Genomic DNA, 16,045 nt, shown 5'->3' with positions numbered 1-16,045 from the left:
TAGGCCCGAACCGGCACGGTCAATTCGCGGAACGGTACAAGCAATCATCGCGCATCACAGTCCCTGCCCAATCACCGTTTTAAGCGCGGATCGAATGGCGCCGACAATAAACTCCTGTCGTGGGCGAGGCATCCGGTCGATAGGCGCAGCCACGCTCACGGCGGCGACAGGGTTTCCCAGACGGTCGCTAACCGCCATCCCCACGCCGATAGCGCCCTTGGCCGCATGATTGCCGATCACCGACCACCCGCGCTCCCGGCATGCCTTGACCAGAAGCCGCAACCGGTCCTGCGTCATGCCGCCGTAGCTCAACAACATGGCGTCGTGTTGGGCGATGACCGCCTCTGCATCGTCCTCCGGTAGAGCCGCGAGAAGCGCGAGGCCCGCAGCACCGACACCCAGTGGCTGCCGCGTTCCCACCTGCACGGCAAGTATCTGGATGGGGTAGGTTCCCACCTGCCGGGCGATGCAAGAGGACATGCCGCCCTCCCGGACAACCGCGAATGCGGCGTCGCCGCTGACGGCGCTGACATGCTGGAGCACAGGTTCAAGCCGTGCCGCAATGCCTGACTGCGTCAGCATGCTTTCGACTCGCCACTGGTTCACTTTTTTCCCCGGCACGTATCGATATCGACCGCTCGGTTCGACATAAGCTTCGTCGATAAGCGTCTGCAACAGACGGTATACGGTCGCCCGCTCCAGCGCGCAGCGGCGGCAAATATCAATGACACGAACACCTTCGCTGCCTGCGCTCAGAATCACTTCCAGCACATTCAAACCTCGGCGCAGCGTCCTTGAACTTGCATTGTCCGGCTCGCTCACAGTGTCCGTTTGATGAACGTTCTGGCCGGCGGCTCTTGGAGACATGAGAGGAATGAGGGTGTGGAGGATGGAAGGCAGTATGCCAGATTGAATTCCCTATTCAGCAGGGTTTTAAGACAAATCGACGCCGTCTCGATCTGAAAAATTTCTCCGCAAGCAGGGAAAACACCAACTCCTTGAGGGCTGACAAACCGCTCATAACGTCCACTCACCGGACGATCCAGTTTTCCCATAGTCCAGTAAATAGGGAGAATGGCGACTACTCGGAGGGGACATCGGCGCCACAGCAACATAAGTCGCCTATCGCTCCCGAACGTCAAGCCCGCACAACAAGGGACAGCCACGCGGCGTCTCGAAGGATTCCTTAGCATGTATCCAATCGATTTTTTCTGGCGCGCTACCCGGCGGTGGCCTACACGTATTGCAATCGACGCGCCCGACGGGAAGATCCGTTACGACGAACTTGGGCGCCAGGTTTCAGCACTGGCTGCGGCCTTTCAGGCGATCGATCCGAATCTGCAGAGCCGCGTCGGCATTTGTGCGGGCAACAGCACGGAACATCTGATCGCGCTGCTCGCCGTGCTTGCCAGCGGAAAGGTTTGGGTGCCGCTCAATCCGCGCAGCACTCAGCCGGAGATTCAACGGATTATCAACACCACGCAGCCCACCATCCTGATAGTGGATACGGCATACGTCGACTTGATAGCGGGCGCAACGGCACGCCGGATCTTCTGCCGAGGCTACGGCGATCATGCGAGTGAAACCGGGCACGGGGAAGAGAATCAGGAAGCCCTGGAACCTCGATTACACGATCTCGTTGCTGCTTACGCGGGCTTATCGCCAAGCAGGTTCGACCTGCCTGACAACGCCACGCAAGCCATCAAGTTTACCGGTGGCACGACAGGCACGCCCAAAGGCGTGATGCAGCCCTACCGTGCATGGATGGCCAACGTGACGAACCAGATCCAGGCATGGCGGTTCGATGAACACGACCGTTATATCGTAGGTGCACCGATCACTCACGGCACCTCAACCTACATCTTGCCCATTCTTGCCCAGGGCGGATGCCACGTCATTCTCGCGGAAGCAGGCGCACAAGCTGTGCGCAACGCCTTTCGTGATCGCGCCGGAACGGTCAGCTTCATGCCGCCCACCCTGATCTACATGTTGATGGCGCTCCCCGGTGTCTCGCGGGAGGATTTTCCGAAGCTTCGGCGCCTGATCTATGGCGGTGCGCCAATGCCTTCCGAAAAGATCCGTGAGGTGCGCGCATTCTTCGGCCCGGTATTGGGAACCACCTACGGCCAGACCGAAGCGCCGCAGATCCTGACGGTCATGCGCCCGGAAGATTTCGAAGATCCCGCGCGATGGTCGTCCGTTGGCGCAATAACGTGGTTCAGCGACGTCGCGATCATGTCGCCCGAAGGCCGGCTACTGCCTTCAGGCGAAGTGGGTGAGGTCGTGGCACGCGGCGACCTGCTGATGACGGGGTATTGGAATCTGCCTGAGAAAACCGCGGAAACGCTTGTGGACGGTTGGCTTCATACGGGCGACAGCGGGTTTATCGACGAGGCCGGTTTCCTCTACCTGAAAGATCGAATCCGCGACCTGGTGATCACCGGCGGCTTCAATGTCTATCCGGTCGATGTCGAGAATGCGCTGGGACAGCATCCGGCCGTGCACGAATGCACCGTATTCGGCATTCCTGACGATAAGTGGGGAGAGGCCGTACAAGCAGCGGTACAACTGCGCGCCGGCATGGTTGTCACCGAGGCTGAACTGACCGCGTTCGTGCGGGAAAAGCTGGGCCCGGTACATACGCCGAAACATGTTTATTTCTACGACGACCTGCCACGCTCCTCCATTGGGAAAGTGCTGAAGAACGCCGTGCGTGAAGACGTTTTATCGAACATCGCGTCAAATGTCGACGCCTAAGGAAATGCCATGACATCCGCTACGGAATCCACTGCCAAATCTGCTAAAGCATCTGACCGTGAGCCGCCTGTCACGCGACTTTGCACGCATACGCTGACGACGCTCCACTACGGCGACGCCAATCTCGTCGATGACCTGATCGGTAAAAAAACCTTTACCGAAGTTCTGTTGATGCAGATTCTTGGCCGCCCTGTGCGCGCGGTCGATGTCAGGATCGTCGACATGGTGCTGGTCGTGCTGATGGAGCACGGCCTCACGCCAAGCTCCATCGCAACACGTCTCGTCTACATGAGCGCACCCGAGAATCTTCAGGGTGCAGTCGCGTCCGGATTGCTGGCGGTCGGCAGCCAGTTTGTGGGTACGATGGAAAACTGCTCTCGCCTGCTCGATCATTTGCTGGCTTCTGACGACGCCTATGCGGAAGCCTTGCTTATCGCGCGCGAGCACAAAGAGGCGCGCAAGGCGATCCCGGGTTTCGGCCACCATCTTCACAAGCCCGTCGATCCGCGTGCTTACAAACTGCTGGAACTGGCCAAGGCCGAGCCCGATCTCCCGGGCGAGAAGGTCGCCATGCTCGAGCAGTTTTCCGCCGCTATCAACGAAGTATTCGGGCGCCCGATCACGATCAATGCGACGGGTGCAGTAGCCGCGTTGCTGGGCGAAGTGGGTGTGCGCACCGATGCCATGCGAGGCTTCGCCGTCATCTCGCGCGCGGCCGGCCTGGTCTCGCACATTGTCGAGGAACAAGAGTGTCCGTCCGGGCGTTTCATCTGGGACACCGTGGAGGAAGCGATTCCGTTTGTCGCTCCACAAACCGGCCGTTCCCAATCCCGGTAGCTGACAGCCGGTAGTGCAATCAAAGATAATCCAGACAATGGGGAGACGTGTCGTGAATTCTGTTTCAGTGGATGCTTTCGAAGAGGGGGTGAGCCAGGAGCGAACCATGGGGAAGGTCGCCCGTCGCATCCTGCCGTTCGTGTGTTTTTGTTTTCTTGTCAATTACATCGACCGGACGAATATCAGCTTCGCCGCGCTCACGATGAACAAGGATCTGGGCATTACGCCCACCGGCTTCGGATGGATGGTCGGCGTCTTCTTCATCGGTTATTGCATTTCAGAGATTCCCAGCAATCTTGCGCTGCAGAAGTTCGGCGCCCGAATCTGGATTGCCCGGATCATGATTACCTGGGGCATCATGACCGTCGTATGCGCATTCGCGCGCACGCCCACACAATTGACCATCGCGCGTTTTCTGCTCGGCGTGGCCGAAGGCGGGTTTGCTCCGGGCATATTCATCTACCTCGGATACTGGTTCCCAGCGCAGTGGCGAGCCAAGGCTATCGCCACATTCCTTCTCGGGGTCCCGCTTGCGGCGGTGATCGGCGGTCCGCTGTCCAGTGCGATCCTGAGCTTGCACGGCCTGGGTGGCCTGAAGCAGTGGCAGTGGCTATTCCTGCTCGAGGGCATCCCTGCGGTGGCGCTCGGGATATTTTGCCTTTTCACCTTGAAGGACTCGCCATCGAAAGCAACCTGGCTGAGCCCCGGAGAAAAGGCCTGGCTCGAATCGGAGCTTCAGCTTGAGCGCGCCCGGATCGAAACCACGGGTCACATGACCCTGCGCCAATCCCTCACGGACTTGCGCGTCGTCATCCTGTCATGCACGTATCTGACGGGATTGATCGGGCTCAACGGGGTGTATTACTGGATGCCCCAGATCGTGAAATCGCTGGGCCTCAGCAATGTCGAAGTGGGCCTCGTCAGCGCGATACCGAACTTCCTGGGTGCGGTCGCCATGATCCTCTGGGCCCGGAGTTCCGACCGCACCGGCAAGCGGGTCTGGCACGTCACGGCAACGTGTTTGCTCGGCGCGGTCGCCATGGCGGCCAGCAGTCTGGCGCACGACGGCATCTTCATCATGATCGGACTGACGGTCGCGCTGATTGGTGCATTCGGTTTTCTTGCGACATTCTGGGCACTGCCGTCGACATTTCTCACGGGCCGCGCGGCAGCGGGCGGCTTTGGCCTGATTCTATCGATAGGCAATTCGTCGGGCTTCTTCGGCCCTTACCTCGTGGGCTGGCTCAAGCAGACCACGCCGGGTTATAGCGGCTCGCTGTTGGCACTCTCCGGATTTCTGCTTCTCGCCGCCATGCTCACGATGGCCTTCGGACGCAGCGTCAGGTCTGCGCGTTGGTTGGTTCCGTCGCAATAAGCGCACGGATAAGCCAGCCGCCAGGCGAGAAATGGGTCGAACGGCGGCCAAATATCAGAAGAGGGTGATAAACATGCTTCGCGACATGAAGATCGGCAAGAGACTGGCCGTTGGATTCGCTTTGATTTTTCTCGTTTCATTGGCAAGTTCGCTCGTGAGCATCTGGCGTCTGCATGACGTGGCAACGACGACGCACGAAATGATGCATACCCCACTCGCCAAAGAACGAATGATCAGTGACTGGTACCGCGCAACCTACGGTTCGATCCGGCGGACCATGGCGATAGCCAAAAGCAACGATACGTCGCTTGACAGCTTCTTCGCAAAGGACGCCGCTGACGCCTTGCAGCTTGCGACTGACATGCAGAACAAGATCGCACCATTGCTGGAAACAGATCAGGAAAAGGCGCTCTACACTGCCCTGATTGATGCGAGGGGTAAGTATGCCAAATCGCGAGATGCGCTCAAGAAGGCAAAGGAAGACGGGAAGAACGAACTCGCGAGCAAAATGCTTGATGAAACCTTTGTTCCTGCGGCAAAAGAGTACGAACTACGCTTACGCGATCTGCTCGACGCACAAAGGACGAGTATCGACCATGTCTCCGATGAGATTGATGCGGCGGAGTTCAGGACGCGCAATGCGCTGATCATGATGGCGGTGTTGTCGATGCTCGCAGGCGGCCTCGTCGCCTTGCTGTTGACGTTGAGCATTACGCGGCCGCTAGCGTCGGCGCTACGGATGGCCAGGTTCGTGGCAGACGGCGATCTGACCGCGAGCATCCGGAACTCGGCAAAGGACGAGCCAGGACAACTGCTTGATGCGCTCGATCAGATGAGCGTCACGTTGCGGGGAATTGTCGCGCAAGTGCGTAGCGGTTCGGACATGATAGAAGTCGCTTCTTCGGAGGTTGCAGCTGGCAATATCGACCTGTCGGCGCGTACGGAGGAACAGGCCGCATCGCTGGAACAGACCTCCGCGACCATGGGAAGTCTGACTCAGACAGTCAGGAACAATTCGTCAAATGCGCGTGAGGTTGATCAACTCGCCAGGGTAGCCAGCGAAGTGGCACTGCGTGGCAGCATGGAAGTGGCGGAAGTCGTTGCGACAATGGCCGTAATCAGCAGTTCTGCCAAGCAAATTGTCAACATCATCGGTGTCATCGACAGCATCGCTTTTCAGACCAACATCCTTGCTTTGAACGCGGCCGTCGAGGCAGCGCGAGCCGGTGAGCAAGGCAAAGGCTTTGCCGTTGTGGCGAGCGAAGTACGGGGGTTGGCGCACCGCAGCGCGTCTGCCGCACGGGAAATCAAGGCGCTGATCGGTGATTCGGTCGGCAAAGTGGACACTGGGACTTACCTCGTCGAACGTGCGGGAAAAACGATCCTCGAGATGGTGGAGAACATCAAGCATGTCCAGCATCTGGTAGGCGAAATATCCTCTGCCAGCCAGACGCAGTCGATCAGCATCGAGGAGGTGAACCAGGCGATCCTGCAGATCGATACGGTCACGCAGCAGAACGCCGCTTTGGTGGAAGAGGCTGCGGCCGCCTCGAGTTCGCTGAAAGAGCACAGCGCCAAGCTTACGCAGATCGTCAGTGTTTTTAAAATCGGTACGATTGGTTAGTGTTCCATTCTTCACCGTCCGCATCAACCCCGCGTCAAGCCAGCAACAAACGCCGCGATGCGATCGCAAGCCTGCGCGAGCCGGGTTTCATCGACGACAAAACCCAGCCTCACGTAACCGTTCGCCGTCTCGCCGAACGCGCTGGCATCGAGCAGCGAAACGCCTTGCGCCCGGAATAGCTGCCAGCTGAACTCATAGGCATCGAGCCCCGTGCCGGTCACATCGACCATCATGAACATGCCTGCCTCGGACAACAAACAATGCAAGCCCGGCACGTCGCGAAGACGATTGAACACGACGTCGCGCCGCCGCCGGTAAATCTCACGCATGTCCGCCACGATCTGCGCCCGGTTCTCGAGCGCGGTCAACGCCGCTTCCTGAATGAAGCCCGGCAAGCCGTAGAGCATGCAAAGCGCAAGCCGTCCGAGATGTTCGATCAGCGTCTTCGGTCCAATCACCCAGCCCACGCGCCAACCGGGCATGGCATGCGACTTGGACAAGCTGCCGATCGTCACAGTCCGCTCGGCCATGCCCGCAAGCGAAGCAATGCTCACATGCTCGCGCTCAAACGTCAGGTCTGCATACACTTCGTCGGCGACGATCCAGAGATCATGCTTGCGAGCCAGTTCGGCGATACGTTCAAGATCTTCACGCGGCATAACTACACCCGTCGGGTTGCAGGGCGTGGCGAAGAAAATTGCCTTGGTGCGAGGGGTGATGGCAGCCTCAAGCGCCGCGCAGTCCAGATGAAATGCTCTCGCCGGATCGACGGCCACGGGCACCAGCGTGGCGCCCGATGCGCGGACGCTGGCCTCGTAGGTCAGGTACATCGGCTCGGGCACGATGATCTCGTCGCCCGCTTCGCACAGGCACAAGGACGTAGCGAAGAGCCCGTTCTGCGCGCCCGCGACCACGATCACATGGCCCGCATCCACGCTCGTGCCAGTCTGGCGCGAGTGATCCCGTGCGATGGCCGAACGCAACGGCTCGCGGCCTACCACTTCCGCGTAATGCGTGTCGCCGCCGCGCAGCGCGGCCACCGCGCGATCGACAATTACTTCGGGTGTCGCGAAGTCGGGGTCTCCAACGCTCAGGACGATGACGTCCTCGCCGTTCTGCAAAGCCTGCTGCGCCGCGTGATGGATTTCCCAGGCAGCCGTGCGCTTGCCCTGCAGGCGCTCCACGAGGTTTGAATACTTCATGCGCTCACTCCCTGAAGCGTGACGATCGACCCGGCACGCGATGATTTTTTAATTCGATCGCTTCGATTATAAAGTCCACCGGAATGCAGACGTCAAGCGGCTGCGTCAGCGCCCTTTTGTTCTTTCGCCGGTAGTTTCCGCGCCCAGATTCTCCACAAGATAATTCAACAACGCCTGGATGCGCAGCGAGCGCCCCTTGCGCGTAGGCACCAATGCGATGACCGGCGCGCTGCCGAAGTCCCACTCGCTCAGGAGCCTCACCAGCTTGCCGGCCGCGACCGCATCCGCCACATCCCATTGCGAGCGCAGCACGAGCCCCAGACTCTCTTCCGCCCATCGGCGCGCGACGCTGCCGTCGTTTGTGGTGAACGCGGGCGTGACGCGCAACGTGTTGGGTGACGACGGCTTCCTGCCAGCATCCGACTTTCGCCGGCGCACACGCCAGAGTGTCACATCCTCATCGTTTTCGCGGATGCAGATGCAGTCGTGTTCGAGAATCTCGCGCGGCTCACACGGATAACCCCGAGCCGCGATATAACCCGGACTCGCGCACAACCAGCGCTCGTTCGCAAGCAACGGCCGCGCGCTCCACGATGAGTCGCGGACGGTGCCGATCTGGATCACGATATCGGCGGCATGGCTGTGGGGCCAGGGCGTTTCGAGCAGATCGAGTTGCAGGCGAATCCCCGGGTTCGCGCGGGCAAACCGCGCAAGCAATGGTGCAATATGCACGCGTCCAAAACCGAACGGCGCGGCAATCCGAATATGCCCGGCGAGTTGCGCGGTCTGTTCGCGGAAGGTGTCGGGGAGTGCCTCGATGGCGCTCAGCAACCCTTGCGCTTCGCGTGCCAGTCTCGCGCCGTCCGCAGTCAGCGACATATGCCTTGCATCGCGGGTAGCGAGCGTCACGCCCAGCGCCTTCTCCAGCTTCTTGAGCCGCATGGAGAGCGCGGACGGCGTCACGTTCAGGACGCGCGCCGCCGCACTCAAGGATTCCGAGCGCGCAAGCATGGTGACGAGCCTAAGGTCAGCGAGTTCCATCGTTCAATTTTACTTAAGGATAGATGTGCCTGAATTTAAACACAGCTTAGGGTTTCATCAGTAAAGTCGCTTCCATCATGCCAAATCAATCTACCCTGACTTATCCAAAAGCGGTGCTGTTCGACCTGCTGACCGCCCTGCTTGATTCATGGAGCCTGTGGAATCGTGCAGCCGGCAGTGAACCCGCCGGCCGCGCCTGGCGCGCGGAATACTTGCGCCTGACCTACGGTTGCGGCGCCTACGTTCCCTACGAAGAACTCGTAAGCCAGGCCGCGGTGCAGGTCGGTTTGCGTGAGTCAGCCGCCCGCGTGCTGGAAGCGCAATGGCTGCAACTAGCGCCCTGGAGCGGCGCGAATGAAGTGCTGCGCAAGCTCGCGCCGCATTGCCGGCTGGCGATTGTGACGAACTGCTCAAAGCGCCTCGGCGAGCAGGCCGCCGGTCTGTTCGATATCGACTGGGACGTGATCGTGACCGCCGAAAGCGCGGGCTTCTATAAACCCGACCCGCGGCCGTATCAGATGGCGCTCGATCGTTTGAAGGTCGGCGCGGATGAGGCTGCATTCGTTGCCGGTTCGAGCTACGACATGTTCGGCACGGCAGCGACCGGCTTGCGCACTTACTGGCATAACCGCGTGGGTCTGGAACTCGTGCCGGGCGCGCAGGCGCCCGAGCTCGAAGCACCTACGCTCGACGCGTTGCTGCCTTGGCTGCGCGGTTTCAACTTATCGAAGGGAACGTCCACGTCATGATTCTTGATCAGATCGAAACCCCTGCCGCGTTGATCGACCGGCCGCGCATGGAGCGCAACATCGCTCGGATGCAGAACCGGATGGACACGCTCGGTGTCGCGTTCCGCCCGCATGTGAAGACGACGAAATGTGTGGAAGTCGCGCGGGCGCAGCGCGATGCGGGCGCGCGCGGCATCACGGTGTCGACGCTCAAGGAAGCGGAGCAGTTTTTCGCGGCGGGCTTTCACGACATCCTGTATGCGGTGGGCATCATTGCATCGAAACTGCCGCGCGCGCTGGCGTTACGGCGAGCGGGATGCGATCTCAAACTGATCGTCGATAACCTGGAGGCCGCGCAGGCCGTTGCCGAATTCGGCCGCGCTCATGGTGAAACCTTCGAGGTGTGGATCGAAATAGATACCGACGGTCATCGTTCCGGCGTCCAGCCCGATGAACCTCGCTTGCTCGATATCGGGCGGACGCTGCATGGCGATGGCGATCGCCGTGGTGCGCGTCTTGGTGGCGTCATGACCCATGCCGGGTCGAGCTACGATCTCAACACGCCCGACGCCCTCGCCGCGCTAGCCGAACAGGAACGCGCGGGTTGCGTGCACGCCGCCGAGCGTTTGCGCGACGCGGGTCTGCCGTGCGATGTCGTTAGCGTTGGTTCCACGCCAACGGCGCTTGCCGCGCAGCATCTTGAAGGCGTCACGGAGGTACGGGCCGGCGTGTATGTGTTTTTTGATCTCGTCATGCGCAACGTTGGCGTCTGCACGACCGGCGATCTGGCGCTCAGCGTGTTGACGACGGTCATCGGTCATCAGGTGGACAAGGGCTGGGCTATCCTCGATGCCGGCTGGATGGCGATGAGCCGCGATCGCGGCACGGCGAAGCAGACGCACGACTATGGTTACGGACAGGCTTGTACGCTCGATGGCGCACCGCTTGATGGTTACATGCTCACGGGCGCGAACCAGGAGCATGGCATTCTCGCGAACGTGGATCATCCCGACAAGGACATCTCGGTCCATCTGCCGGTTGGTACACGGCTGTTGATCTTGCCGAATCATGCATGCGCTACCGGTGCGCAATTTCCCGTTTATCACGCGCGCTCGGAAGATGGCGATGTGGCCGCATGGAACCGCTTTTACGGCTGGTAGATCAGCGACGACCTCACTCACGACGAGTGTCCGAACAGCAGGCAGGATCAAACGCGCGGGCGCATGACGCGCCCCGCGACGTGTAGCAAGCAGATAAAGCACCCGCTTCCCCGCGCTCACGCCGTCAATCACTGAGACGCGGCGTCCGGCGCGACCGCTACAAACTCAGCCTGAATCGCCACGTGCACGTCGTTACCCACGGCCGGATACCACGTCGATAAACCGAACTGTGCGCGGCTGAAATGCCCGTCGGCGGAAAAGCCCAGCGTCTGTTGCTTGGTCAGCGGATTCGGCGCGTGCCCCTTGAACGTAACCGTGAGCGTGACCGGCCTGGTCGTGCCATGGATGGTCAGGTCACCGGTGAGTTCGCCCTTGTCGTCCGCCGTACGCTTGAACGCCGTACTCGCAAAATGAATCGTCGGAAAACGCTCGACGTCGAGCATATCCGGGCCCTTGACCATCTTGTCGAGAATCGGGACGTTGGTGTCCAGGCTGGTTGCATCGATATCCGCCGTCACCGTGCTCTGCTCCATGCCGGCTGCATTCCAGTTCAACTGCGCGGTCGTCTTGTCGAAGCGCATGACGAAGCGCGAATACTTGAAGTGATCCACATCGAAACTGACGTTCCAGTGATGCGGGTCAAGTTGATAACGCCCCGCAGGAACACTTGCTTCATCAGGCGACACTGAATGTGTCACCACGCTCAATGCCGTGCAAGCCGACATCGACAAGGCAAACGCAATCAGCAAACCCGTACGGAGTGCACGAAGCGCACGAAAGCGAGGCAACAATCTGGAGTCACGCATGATTGTCCTTTGAAGAGATCGACGCTTGTAGCGCAAGCCATCACGGCCGCCTGTGCTACTTGTAGAAAATGTAGTTAGCGATATAAGGCGAGCTGCCAAGCTCATGTTCGGTCGAACACGGCGAGGCCGGCATCACGCCGCCTACGGTGTTCACGCGCTGAACATAACGAATAGCAGACAGCATGCCGCTCGCCGCAGTGCTGTGGGTTTCAAGCAATAACTGCGGCACGCTTGCGGTGGTCTCGCTCGGCGTTTGCGCTATCACGTGGCCCACGATCCGGCTGCCATCATCCGCCTCCCACGATGGCCCCGCCGAGTGCCGGATCGACGCCTGGCCGCTTGTATCGTAGAGCGTTGCCTGCGGGTTCTTGAACACCCAACCCAAATGATGTTGCGCATCGTATTCGCATGAATACACTTGCACGCCGGAAGCGGTCGTCGTCACGACGCGTTCCGCCTGAGGAGGATCGATAGAGGACGCGGCGGACGCGGCAGTACTGGCAACGCTGAGGACCATCAAAGCCGCCACCCGGCTCGCGCGGTCGAAATGAGTGAACATGAAACTCCTGCTTGAATGGAATTGGTGAGCATGGATTGTGCGCCTGCGGCCACGCTGCGGGCATATCGGTCCAGTCCTGCTCAGACGCGGTCCAGATTCGCTGACGCAAACGCCCAGTTCAAATGCTGTGACACGGTAGCGACAAGGTAGTCCGGACGGCGATTTTGATAGTCCAGGTAATACGCATGTTCCCATACATCAACCGTGAGCAACGGCGCAAGTCCCCGCGTGAATGGTGTCTCCGCGTTGCTCGTCTTGACGACCGCAAGCTCGCCCTGGTCGACGACCAGCCAGCCCCAGCCGCTGCCGAACTGCGACGCCGACGTCTTCACCAATGCCTTCGTCAACGCATCGGTTGAACCAAACTTGCGTACGATTGCCGCCTGGAGTTTTTCACTCGGCTGGGTGGTAACCGGGCTCAGCGAATTCCAGTAGAAATTGTGATTCCAGGCTTGCGCGGCGTTGTTGAAGACATCGGCGAGAGCGGGTTGATCGTGCGATTGCATGATCACTTGTTCAAGCGATGCCTGCTCCAGCGGCGTACCGGCCAGCAGCTTGTGCAGGTTATCGAAATACGCGCGATGGTGCTTGCCGTAATGAAATCCGATGGTGCGCGCCGAGATCACCGGTTCGAGCGCGTTGTCAGCGTAAGGCAAGGGTGGCAGCGTTTGCGGCGATGAACCGAGGTAAGCGGGCACAACGCCGAGCGTCGGTTTTGCATCGGCGGGAGATTGGGCCGATGTGTCTTGCATGGAAGCGCCGAACGCGAACTTCGAGAGCGCGACGCTGGCCGATGCCATTGTTCCGCCTGCAATCAGGCGACGACGGGAAATGAGCGAGTTGAGCATGAAGAAACCCGTAAGTGTGGAGTGATTGCAGCCATCACCGGTTCACCGGTCTGTTCGGGCTGCATTCACACAACGCTTCGGGTTCGACATCTATTCCATCGGCTCCGCAAGTTATTAACGGGCGGCGGAAACAAGCTGAAGAATTCAGCAACATCTGCTTCGATACCGATGGCTTCGGGGCGAAGACATAGTGTCGTCATATCCCCATGGCCGTAGCCGCGAACGAAACGCCCTGCATCCGAGCGCTTTTCGTCCGCGCATTTACTCGATCAGCCTTCGCGAAACAGGAAGCTATAGGCGTTCAACGCCGGCACGCCGCCAAGATGCGCATAGAGCACCTTCGAGCCTTCCGGGAATTCACCGCGTTTCACTTTATCGATCATGCCGTGCATGGACTTGCCTTCGTACACGGGATCGGTCAACACACCTTCCAGCTTCGCGCACAAGCGGATGGCCTCGAGCGTGCCTTCATTCGGCAAGCCGTATTCGGGACCGCCATAGCGTTCATCCAGCACGATATCGTTCAACGTGATGTCGCGTCCGAGCTCTACCTGCTCGGCCGTTTTCCGCGCGATCCGGAGGATCTGCTCGCGGGTCTTTTCAGGCTTGGCCGATGCATCAATACCGATTACCCGATCCGCACGGCCGTCCTCCGCAAAACCCACGACCATGCCCGCCTGCGTGCTGCCCGTAACCGAACAGACCACGATGTAATCGAACTTGAAACCCAGCTCCGCTTCCTGCTGGCGCACTTCTTCCGCGAAACCCACAAAGCCCAGGCCGCCTAGCGGATGGTCCGAACAACCAGCGGGAATCGCATAGGGCTTGCCGCCCGCTTTCCGTACATCGTCCAAAGCGTCTTCCCAACTCTTGCGAAAGCCGATGTCGAAACCGTCCGCGACCAGGCGCACATCGGCGCCCATGATCCGGGACATCTGGATATTGCCCACGCGGTCATACACTGCGTCCGAGTAGTTCACCCAGTTTTCCTGCACCAGCACGCATTTCATGCCGAGGTGCGCGGCAACGGCGGCGACCTGACGTGTCTGGTTCGACTGAATCCCACCAATGGACACCAGCGTGTCGCAGCCTTGCGCGATCGCTTCCGGGATCAGGTATTCGAGCTTGCGGGTTTTATTGCCGCCGAATGCTAGGCCGCTGTTGCAGTCTTCGCGCTTGGCATAGAGCTCGACCTTGCCGCCAAGATGTTCCGACAGCCGTGCGAGCGGCTGGATCGGTGTTGGCCCGAAAGTGAGCGCGTGACGGGGAAATTTCTTGAGGTTCATGTGTCGCTCCGGTAGACAGCCACTTCGTCGCATTAATTTGCGTCGATGAGAAGTATGGTAAAAAACTTTGGCTGAAACAGGGTTGCGAATAAATTGTCGCTTGTTTAATTCTCACTGAACGAATGACTGAACGGCGTAATTAACGTGTGGAGAAATAGTCATGAGCGCAACAAAAGTTCGTGCCGGCTCGCGTGTAAGCGAGCAATCCGGCGTTGAGCTGGACCGCGTCGACCGCGCGATCCTCAGGCAGCTTCAGCGTGACGCCTCTATTTCCAACGTCGCGCTTGCGGACAAGGTGAACCTGAGTGCACCCGCTTGTTTGCGTCGTGTAGAGCGCCTTAAACAAGCGGGCTTGATTCGCGGGACGGTCGCGTTGCTGGACCCGAAGAAGCTCAACGCGGGCATGCTGATGATCATCGGTGTGGTGCTCGACCGTTCGACGCCGGAGTCTTTCGCCGCGTTCGAGAAAGCCGCGCAAAAGGTCTCGGGATGCATGGAGTGCCACATTGTGACGGGCGAGTTCGACTGCTTCATGCTGGTACGCACGCGCGACAGCGAGAGCTTCAACCGCCTTCACGCCGAGCAGTTGTTGTACTTGCCCGGTGTGCGCCAGGTCAGGACCTTCATGGTCCTGAAGGAAATCCTGTCGACAACCAGTTTCCCTATCTAGGGTTCCGCGCTTAGCCGCCGGGTGCATCGCGCACGCGCCGAATCATTGCCAAGCTGAAGGATAATGATTATGTTTCGCCGGGCGCCAAACCACGCTTCCAGGATCGGCGATCCCTCGCCTCGCGATACGATTACGACAGATCAATGCGCCGACGGCCTGAGCCCCATGCCGTCGGCCAACAACCCGGACCATAGGAATTTCCACGCATGACAACGACTGCACAATTCGACAACGTCTCGATCATCAAGCACGCCAACATTTACTTCGATGGCAAATGTGTCTCGCATACCATCCTGCTTGCCGATGGCACGCGCAAGACGCTAGGCGTTATTTTCCCGGCGCTGCTGACGTTCTCTACGCAAGCGCCGGAACAGATCGACGTCAATGCCGGACGATGCCGCGTGCGTAATCCAGGAGAAGAAGCGTGGCGTGAATATGGCGCCGGCGAGTCCATCACCGTGCCGGGCAACACCAGCTTCGAGATCGAAGTGATTGAGACCGTCGACTACGTGTGCCACTACTTTTGAGCTCAGGCTGGATCGTCGTGGGGTGTGCCCGCCGCGCCTGACTTGAACAAAAAGATGATTAATTGACGACAGGGGTTTGTAGTGCCGTCAGTCCACCGTCTTCGGGCAACGCACGTCGCATGCGCATTAAGCACATTTCCTCGACGCGATCTGCCGACGCGCCGCCGCCGGATGGAGCTCTGCGTATAGCTGAACCATCCACGCGTGCGGGCAGTCGTCGCTGATTGAAATGCCGTTCGCGTTGACGTCGCTTAAGCGGATCTGCCGCGCCTGCAAAGCTGCGTTGAACGCGCAGCTTGCCCTATGCCGCACATAAAGCGCGCCGAGCGCCGCGATAACGAACACTGTCGCCCTGAGTCCGAACGTGCCCTGATGATCCAACGGCAGGTGCAGCAACAAGACGATGCATAGACACATCGCCGTCAGCACCGCCACCGATGCCGACAAGAGCACCGCATGGGCGCGCAATGCGATCGACAAAGTGGTTTGCATGACGGTTTCTCCGGTCTCGCACCAAGCGAAATTTGCTTTCAATCTTGAACAAGGCCCCGCTTCCATCCGATGCTGGGCTCAATGTCCACGGCAAGGCGGAACGCGGAACGCGTTGCCGCGGTAAGCCGGCGAA

General features: G+C 59.7%; 16 protein-coding genes. 8 read left to right on the top strand and 8 right to left on the bottom strand.

Features of this window, described 5'->3' with window-relative positions; genetic code table 11:
• Positions 1 to 54: 54 nt before the first annotated feature.
• Positions 55 to 867, bottom strand: coding sequence for an IclR family transcriptional regulator (locus tag FH08_RS0119705; RefSeq protein ID WP_031359987.1), 813 nt, complete (start codon positions 865 to 867; stop codon positions 55 to 57).
• Positions 868 to 1,191: 324 nt separating this feature from the next.
• On the opposite strand from FH08_RS0119705, the gene FH08_RS0119700 reads away from it, so the two are divergent.
• The 4 genes from FH08_RS0119700 (at position 1,192) to FH08_RS0119685 (ending at position 6,593) form a co-directional block, all read left to right on the top strand.
• Positions 1,192 to 2,757, top strand: a complete 1,566-nt coding sequence (locus tag FH08_RS0119700; RefSeq protein ID WP_031359986.1) for a class I adenylate-forming enzyme family protein — start codon at positions 1,192 to 1,194, stop codon at positions 2,755 to 2,757.
• A 9-nt stretch (positions 2,758 to 2,766) separates the two neighbouring features.
• On the top strand, positions 2,767 to 3,594 hold the full coding sequence (locus FH08_RS0119695; protein WP_051888376.1) for a citryl-CoA lyase: 828 nt from the start codon (positions 2,767 to 2,769) through the stop codon (positions 3,592 to 3,594).
• Between the two features lie 52 nt (positions 3,595 to 3,646).
• Positions 3,647 to 4,969 (top strand): MFS transporter, encoded by a 1,323-nt coding sequence (locus FH08_RS0119690; RefSeq protein ID WP_081889516.1) that lies wholly within the window; start codon positions 3,647 to 3,649, stop codon positions 4,967 to 4,969.
• Positions 4,970 to 5,042: 73 nt separating this feature from the next.
• Complete coding sequence (locus FH08_RS0119685; protein WP_235210418.1) at positions 5,043 to 6,593, top strand: methyl-accepting chemotaxis protein; 1,551 nt, start codon at positions 5,043 to 5,045, stop codon at positions 6,591 to 6,593.
• Between the two features lie 23 nt (positions 6,594 to 6,616).
• On the opposite strand, the gene FH08_RS0119680 is transcribed toward FH08_RS0119685, so the two are convergent.
• Both FH08_RS0119680 and FH08_RS0119675 read right to left on the bottom strand, forming a co-directional pair.
• Positions 6,617 to 7,795, bottom strand: a complete 1,179-nt coding sequence (locus FH08_RS0119680) for a pyridoxal phosphate-dependent aminotransferase (protein ID WP_031359982.1) — start codon at positions 7,793 to 7,795, stop codon at positions 6,617 to 6,619.
• A gap of 105 nt (positions 7,796 to 7,900) precedes the next feature.
• Positions 7,901 to 8,836: a LysR family transcriptional regulator gene (locus FH08_RS0119675; RefSeq protein WP_031359981.1), complete on the bottom strand. Its 936-nt coding sequence runs from the start codon at positions 8,834 to 8,836 to the stop codon at positions 7,901 to 7,903.
• Positions 8,837 to 8,913: 77 nt separating this feature from the next.
• On the opposite strand from FH08_RS0119675, the gene FH08_RS0119670 reads away from it, so the two are divergent.
• Together FH08_RS0119670 and FH08_RS0119665 are read left to right on the top strand one after the other, a co-directional pair.
• On the top strand, positions 8,914 to 9,585 hold the full coding sequence (locus FH08_RS0119670; protein WP_031359980.1) for an HAD-IA family hydrolase: 672 nt from the start codon (positions 8,914 to 8,916) through the stop codon (positions 9,583 to 9,585).
• The gene (locus FH08_RS0119665) at positions 9,582 to 10,724 is read left to right on the top strand and encodes a DSD1 family PLP-dependent enzyme (protein ID WP_031359979.1); all 1,143 of its coding nucleotides are present in this window, start codon (positions 9,582 to 9,584) and stop codon (positions 10,722 to 10,724) included. Before FH08_RS0119670 ends, FH08_RS0119665 begins: the two co-directional genes overlap by 4 nt.
• A 128-nt stretch (positions 10,725 to 10,852) precedes the next feature.
• Here FH08_RS0119665 and FH08_RS0119660 read toward each other — a convergent pair whose 3' ends face one another.
• From FH08_RS0119660 to FH08_RS0119645, 4 genes are all read right to left on the bottom strand, one after another.
• The gene (locus FH08_RS0119660; RefSeq protein WP_031359978.1) at positions 10,853 to 11,530 is read right to left on the bottom strand and encodes a YceI family protein; all 678 of its coding nucleotides are present in this window, start codon (positions 11,528 to 11,530) and stop codon (positions 10,853 to 10,855) included.
• Between the two features lie 55 nt (positions 11,531 to 11,585).
• Positions 11,586 to 12,089 (bottom strand): DUF3455 domain-containing protein, encoded by a 504-nt coding sequence (locus tag FH08_RS0119655; RefSeq protein ID WP_031359977.1) that lies wholly within the window; start codon positions 12,087 to 12,089, stop codon positions 11,586 to 11,588.
• An 80-nt stretch (positions 12,090 to 12,169) separates the two neighbouring features.
• Entirely contained in the window at positions 12,170 to 12,787 is a 618-nt protein-coding gene (locus FH08_RS0119650) for a superoxide dismutase (protein ID WP_235210434.1), read from the bottom strand.
• Between the two features lie 419 nt (positions 12,788 to 13,206).
• Positions 13,207 to 14,223, bottom strand: coding sequence for a 1-aminocyclopropane-1-carboxylate deaminase (locus FH08_RS0119645; protein ID WP_031359975.1), 1,017 nt, complete (start codon positions 14,221 to 14,223; stop codon positions 13,207 to 13,209).
• A gap of 160 nt (positions 14,224 to 14,383) precedes the next feature.
• Here FH08_RS0119645 and FH08_RS0119640 point away from each other — a divergent pair, with 160 nt between their 5' ends.
• Entirely contained in the window at positions 14,384 to 14,893 is a 510-nt protein-coding gene (locus tag FH08_RS0119640) for an Lrp/AsnC family transcriptional regulator (protein ID WP_031359974.1), read from the top strand.
• A 206-nt stretch (positions 14,894 to 15,099) separates the two neighbouring features.
• The gene (locus FH08_RS0119635; protein WP_031359973.1) at positions 15,100 to 15,420 is read left to right on the top strand and encodes a pyrimidine/purine nucleoside phosphorylase; all 321 of its coding nucleotides are present in this window, start codon (positions 15,100 to 15,102) and stop codon (positions 15,418 to 15,420) included.
• A 126-nt stretch (positions 15,421 to 15,546) separates the two neighbouring features.
• On the opposite strand, the gene FH08_RS0119630 is transcribed toward FH08_RS0119635, so the two are convergent.
• The gene (locus FH08_RS0119630) at positions 15,547 to 15,912 is read right to left on the bottom strand and encodes a hypothetical protein (RefSeq protein ID WP_031359972.1); all 366 of its coding nucleotides are present in this window, start codon (positions 15,910 to 15,912) and stop codon (positions 15,547 to 15,549) included.
• Positions 15,913 to 16,045 lie beyond the last annotated feature (133 nt).

This window comes from Caballeronia sordidicola, assembly GCF_000729995.1.
GTDB classification, from domain to species: domain Bacteria; phylum Pseudomonadota; class Gammaproteobacteria; order Burkholderiales; family Burkholderiaceae; genus Caballeronia; species Caballeronia sordidicola_A.
Note: the sequence above shows the minus strand (reverse complement) of the source record. Positions and strands in the feature narration are given on the sequence as shown.

Coding starts and splice junctions, on each gene's coding strand:
- FH08_RS0119685 (WP_235210418.1), top strand. CDS start 5,043: ATGCTTCGCGACATGAAGATCGGCAAGAGACTGGCCGTTGGATTCGCT.
- FH08_RS0119700 (WP_031359986.1), top strand. CDS start 1,192: ATGTATCCAATCGATTTTTTCTGGCGCGCTACCCGGCGGTGGCCTACA.
- FH08_RS0119675 (WP_031359981.1), bottom strand. CDS start 8,836: ATGGAACTCGCTGACCTTAGGCTCGTCACCATGCTTGCGCGCTCGGAA.
- FH08_RS0119640 (WP_031359974.1), top strand. CDS start 14,384: ATGAGCGCAACAAAAGTTCGTGCCGGCTCGCGTGTAAGCGAGCAATCC.
- FH08_RS0119635 (WP_031359973.1), top strand. CDS start 15,100: ATGACAACGACTGCACAATTCGACAACGTCTCGATCATCAAGCACGCC.
- FH08_RS0119695 (WP_051888376.1), top strand. CDS start 2,767: ATGACATCCGCTACGGAATCCACTGCCAAATCTGCTAAAGCATCTGAC.
- FH08_RS0119645 (WP_031359975.1), bottom strand. CDS start 14,223: ATGAACCTCAAGAAATTTCCCCGTCACGCGCTCACTTTCGGGCCAACA.
- FH08_RS0119665 (WP_031359979.1), top strand. CDS start 9,582: ATGATTCTTGATCAGATCGAAACCCCTGCCGCGTTGATCGACCGGCCG.
- FH08_RS0119630 (WP_031359972.1), bottom strand. CDS start 15,912: ATGCAAACCACTTTGTCGATCGCATTGCGCGCCCATGCGGTGCTCTTG.
- FH08_RS0119680 (WP_031359982.1), bottom strand. CDS start 7,795: ATGAAGTATTCAAACCTCGTGGAGCGCCTGCAGGGCAAGCGCACGGCT.
- FH08_RS0119670 (WP_031359980.1), top strand. CDS start 8,914: ATGCCAAATCAATCTACCCTGACTTATCCAAAAGCGGTGCTGTTCGAC.
- FH08_RS0119705 (WP_031359987.1), bottom strand. CDS start 867: ATGTCTCCAAGAGCCGCCGGCCAGAACGTTCATCAAACGGACACTGTG.
- FH08_RS0119660 (WP_031359978.1), bottom strand. CDS start 11,530: ATGCGTGACTCCAGATTGTTGCCTCGCTTTCGTGCGCTTCGTGCACTC.
- FH08_RS0119655 (WP_031359977.1), bottom strand. CDS start 12,089: ATGTTCACTCATTTCGACCGCGCGAGCCGGGTGGCGGCTTTGATGGTC.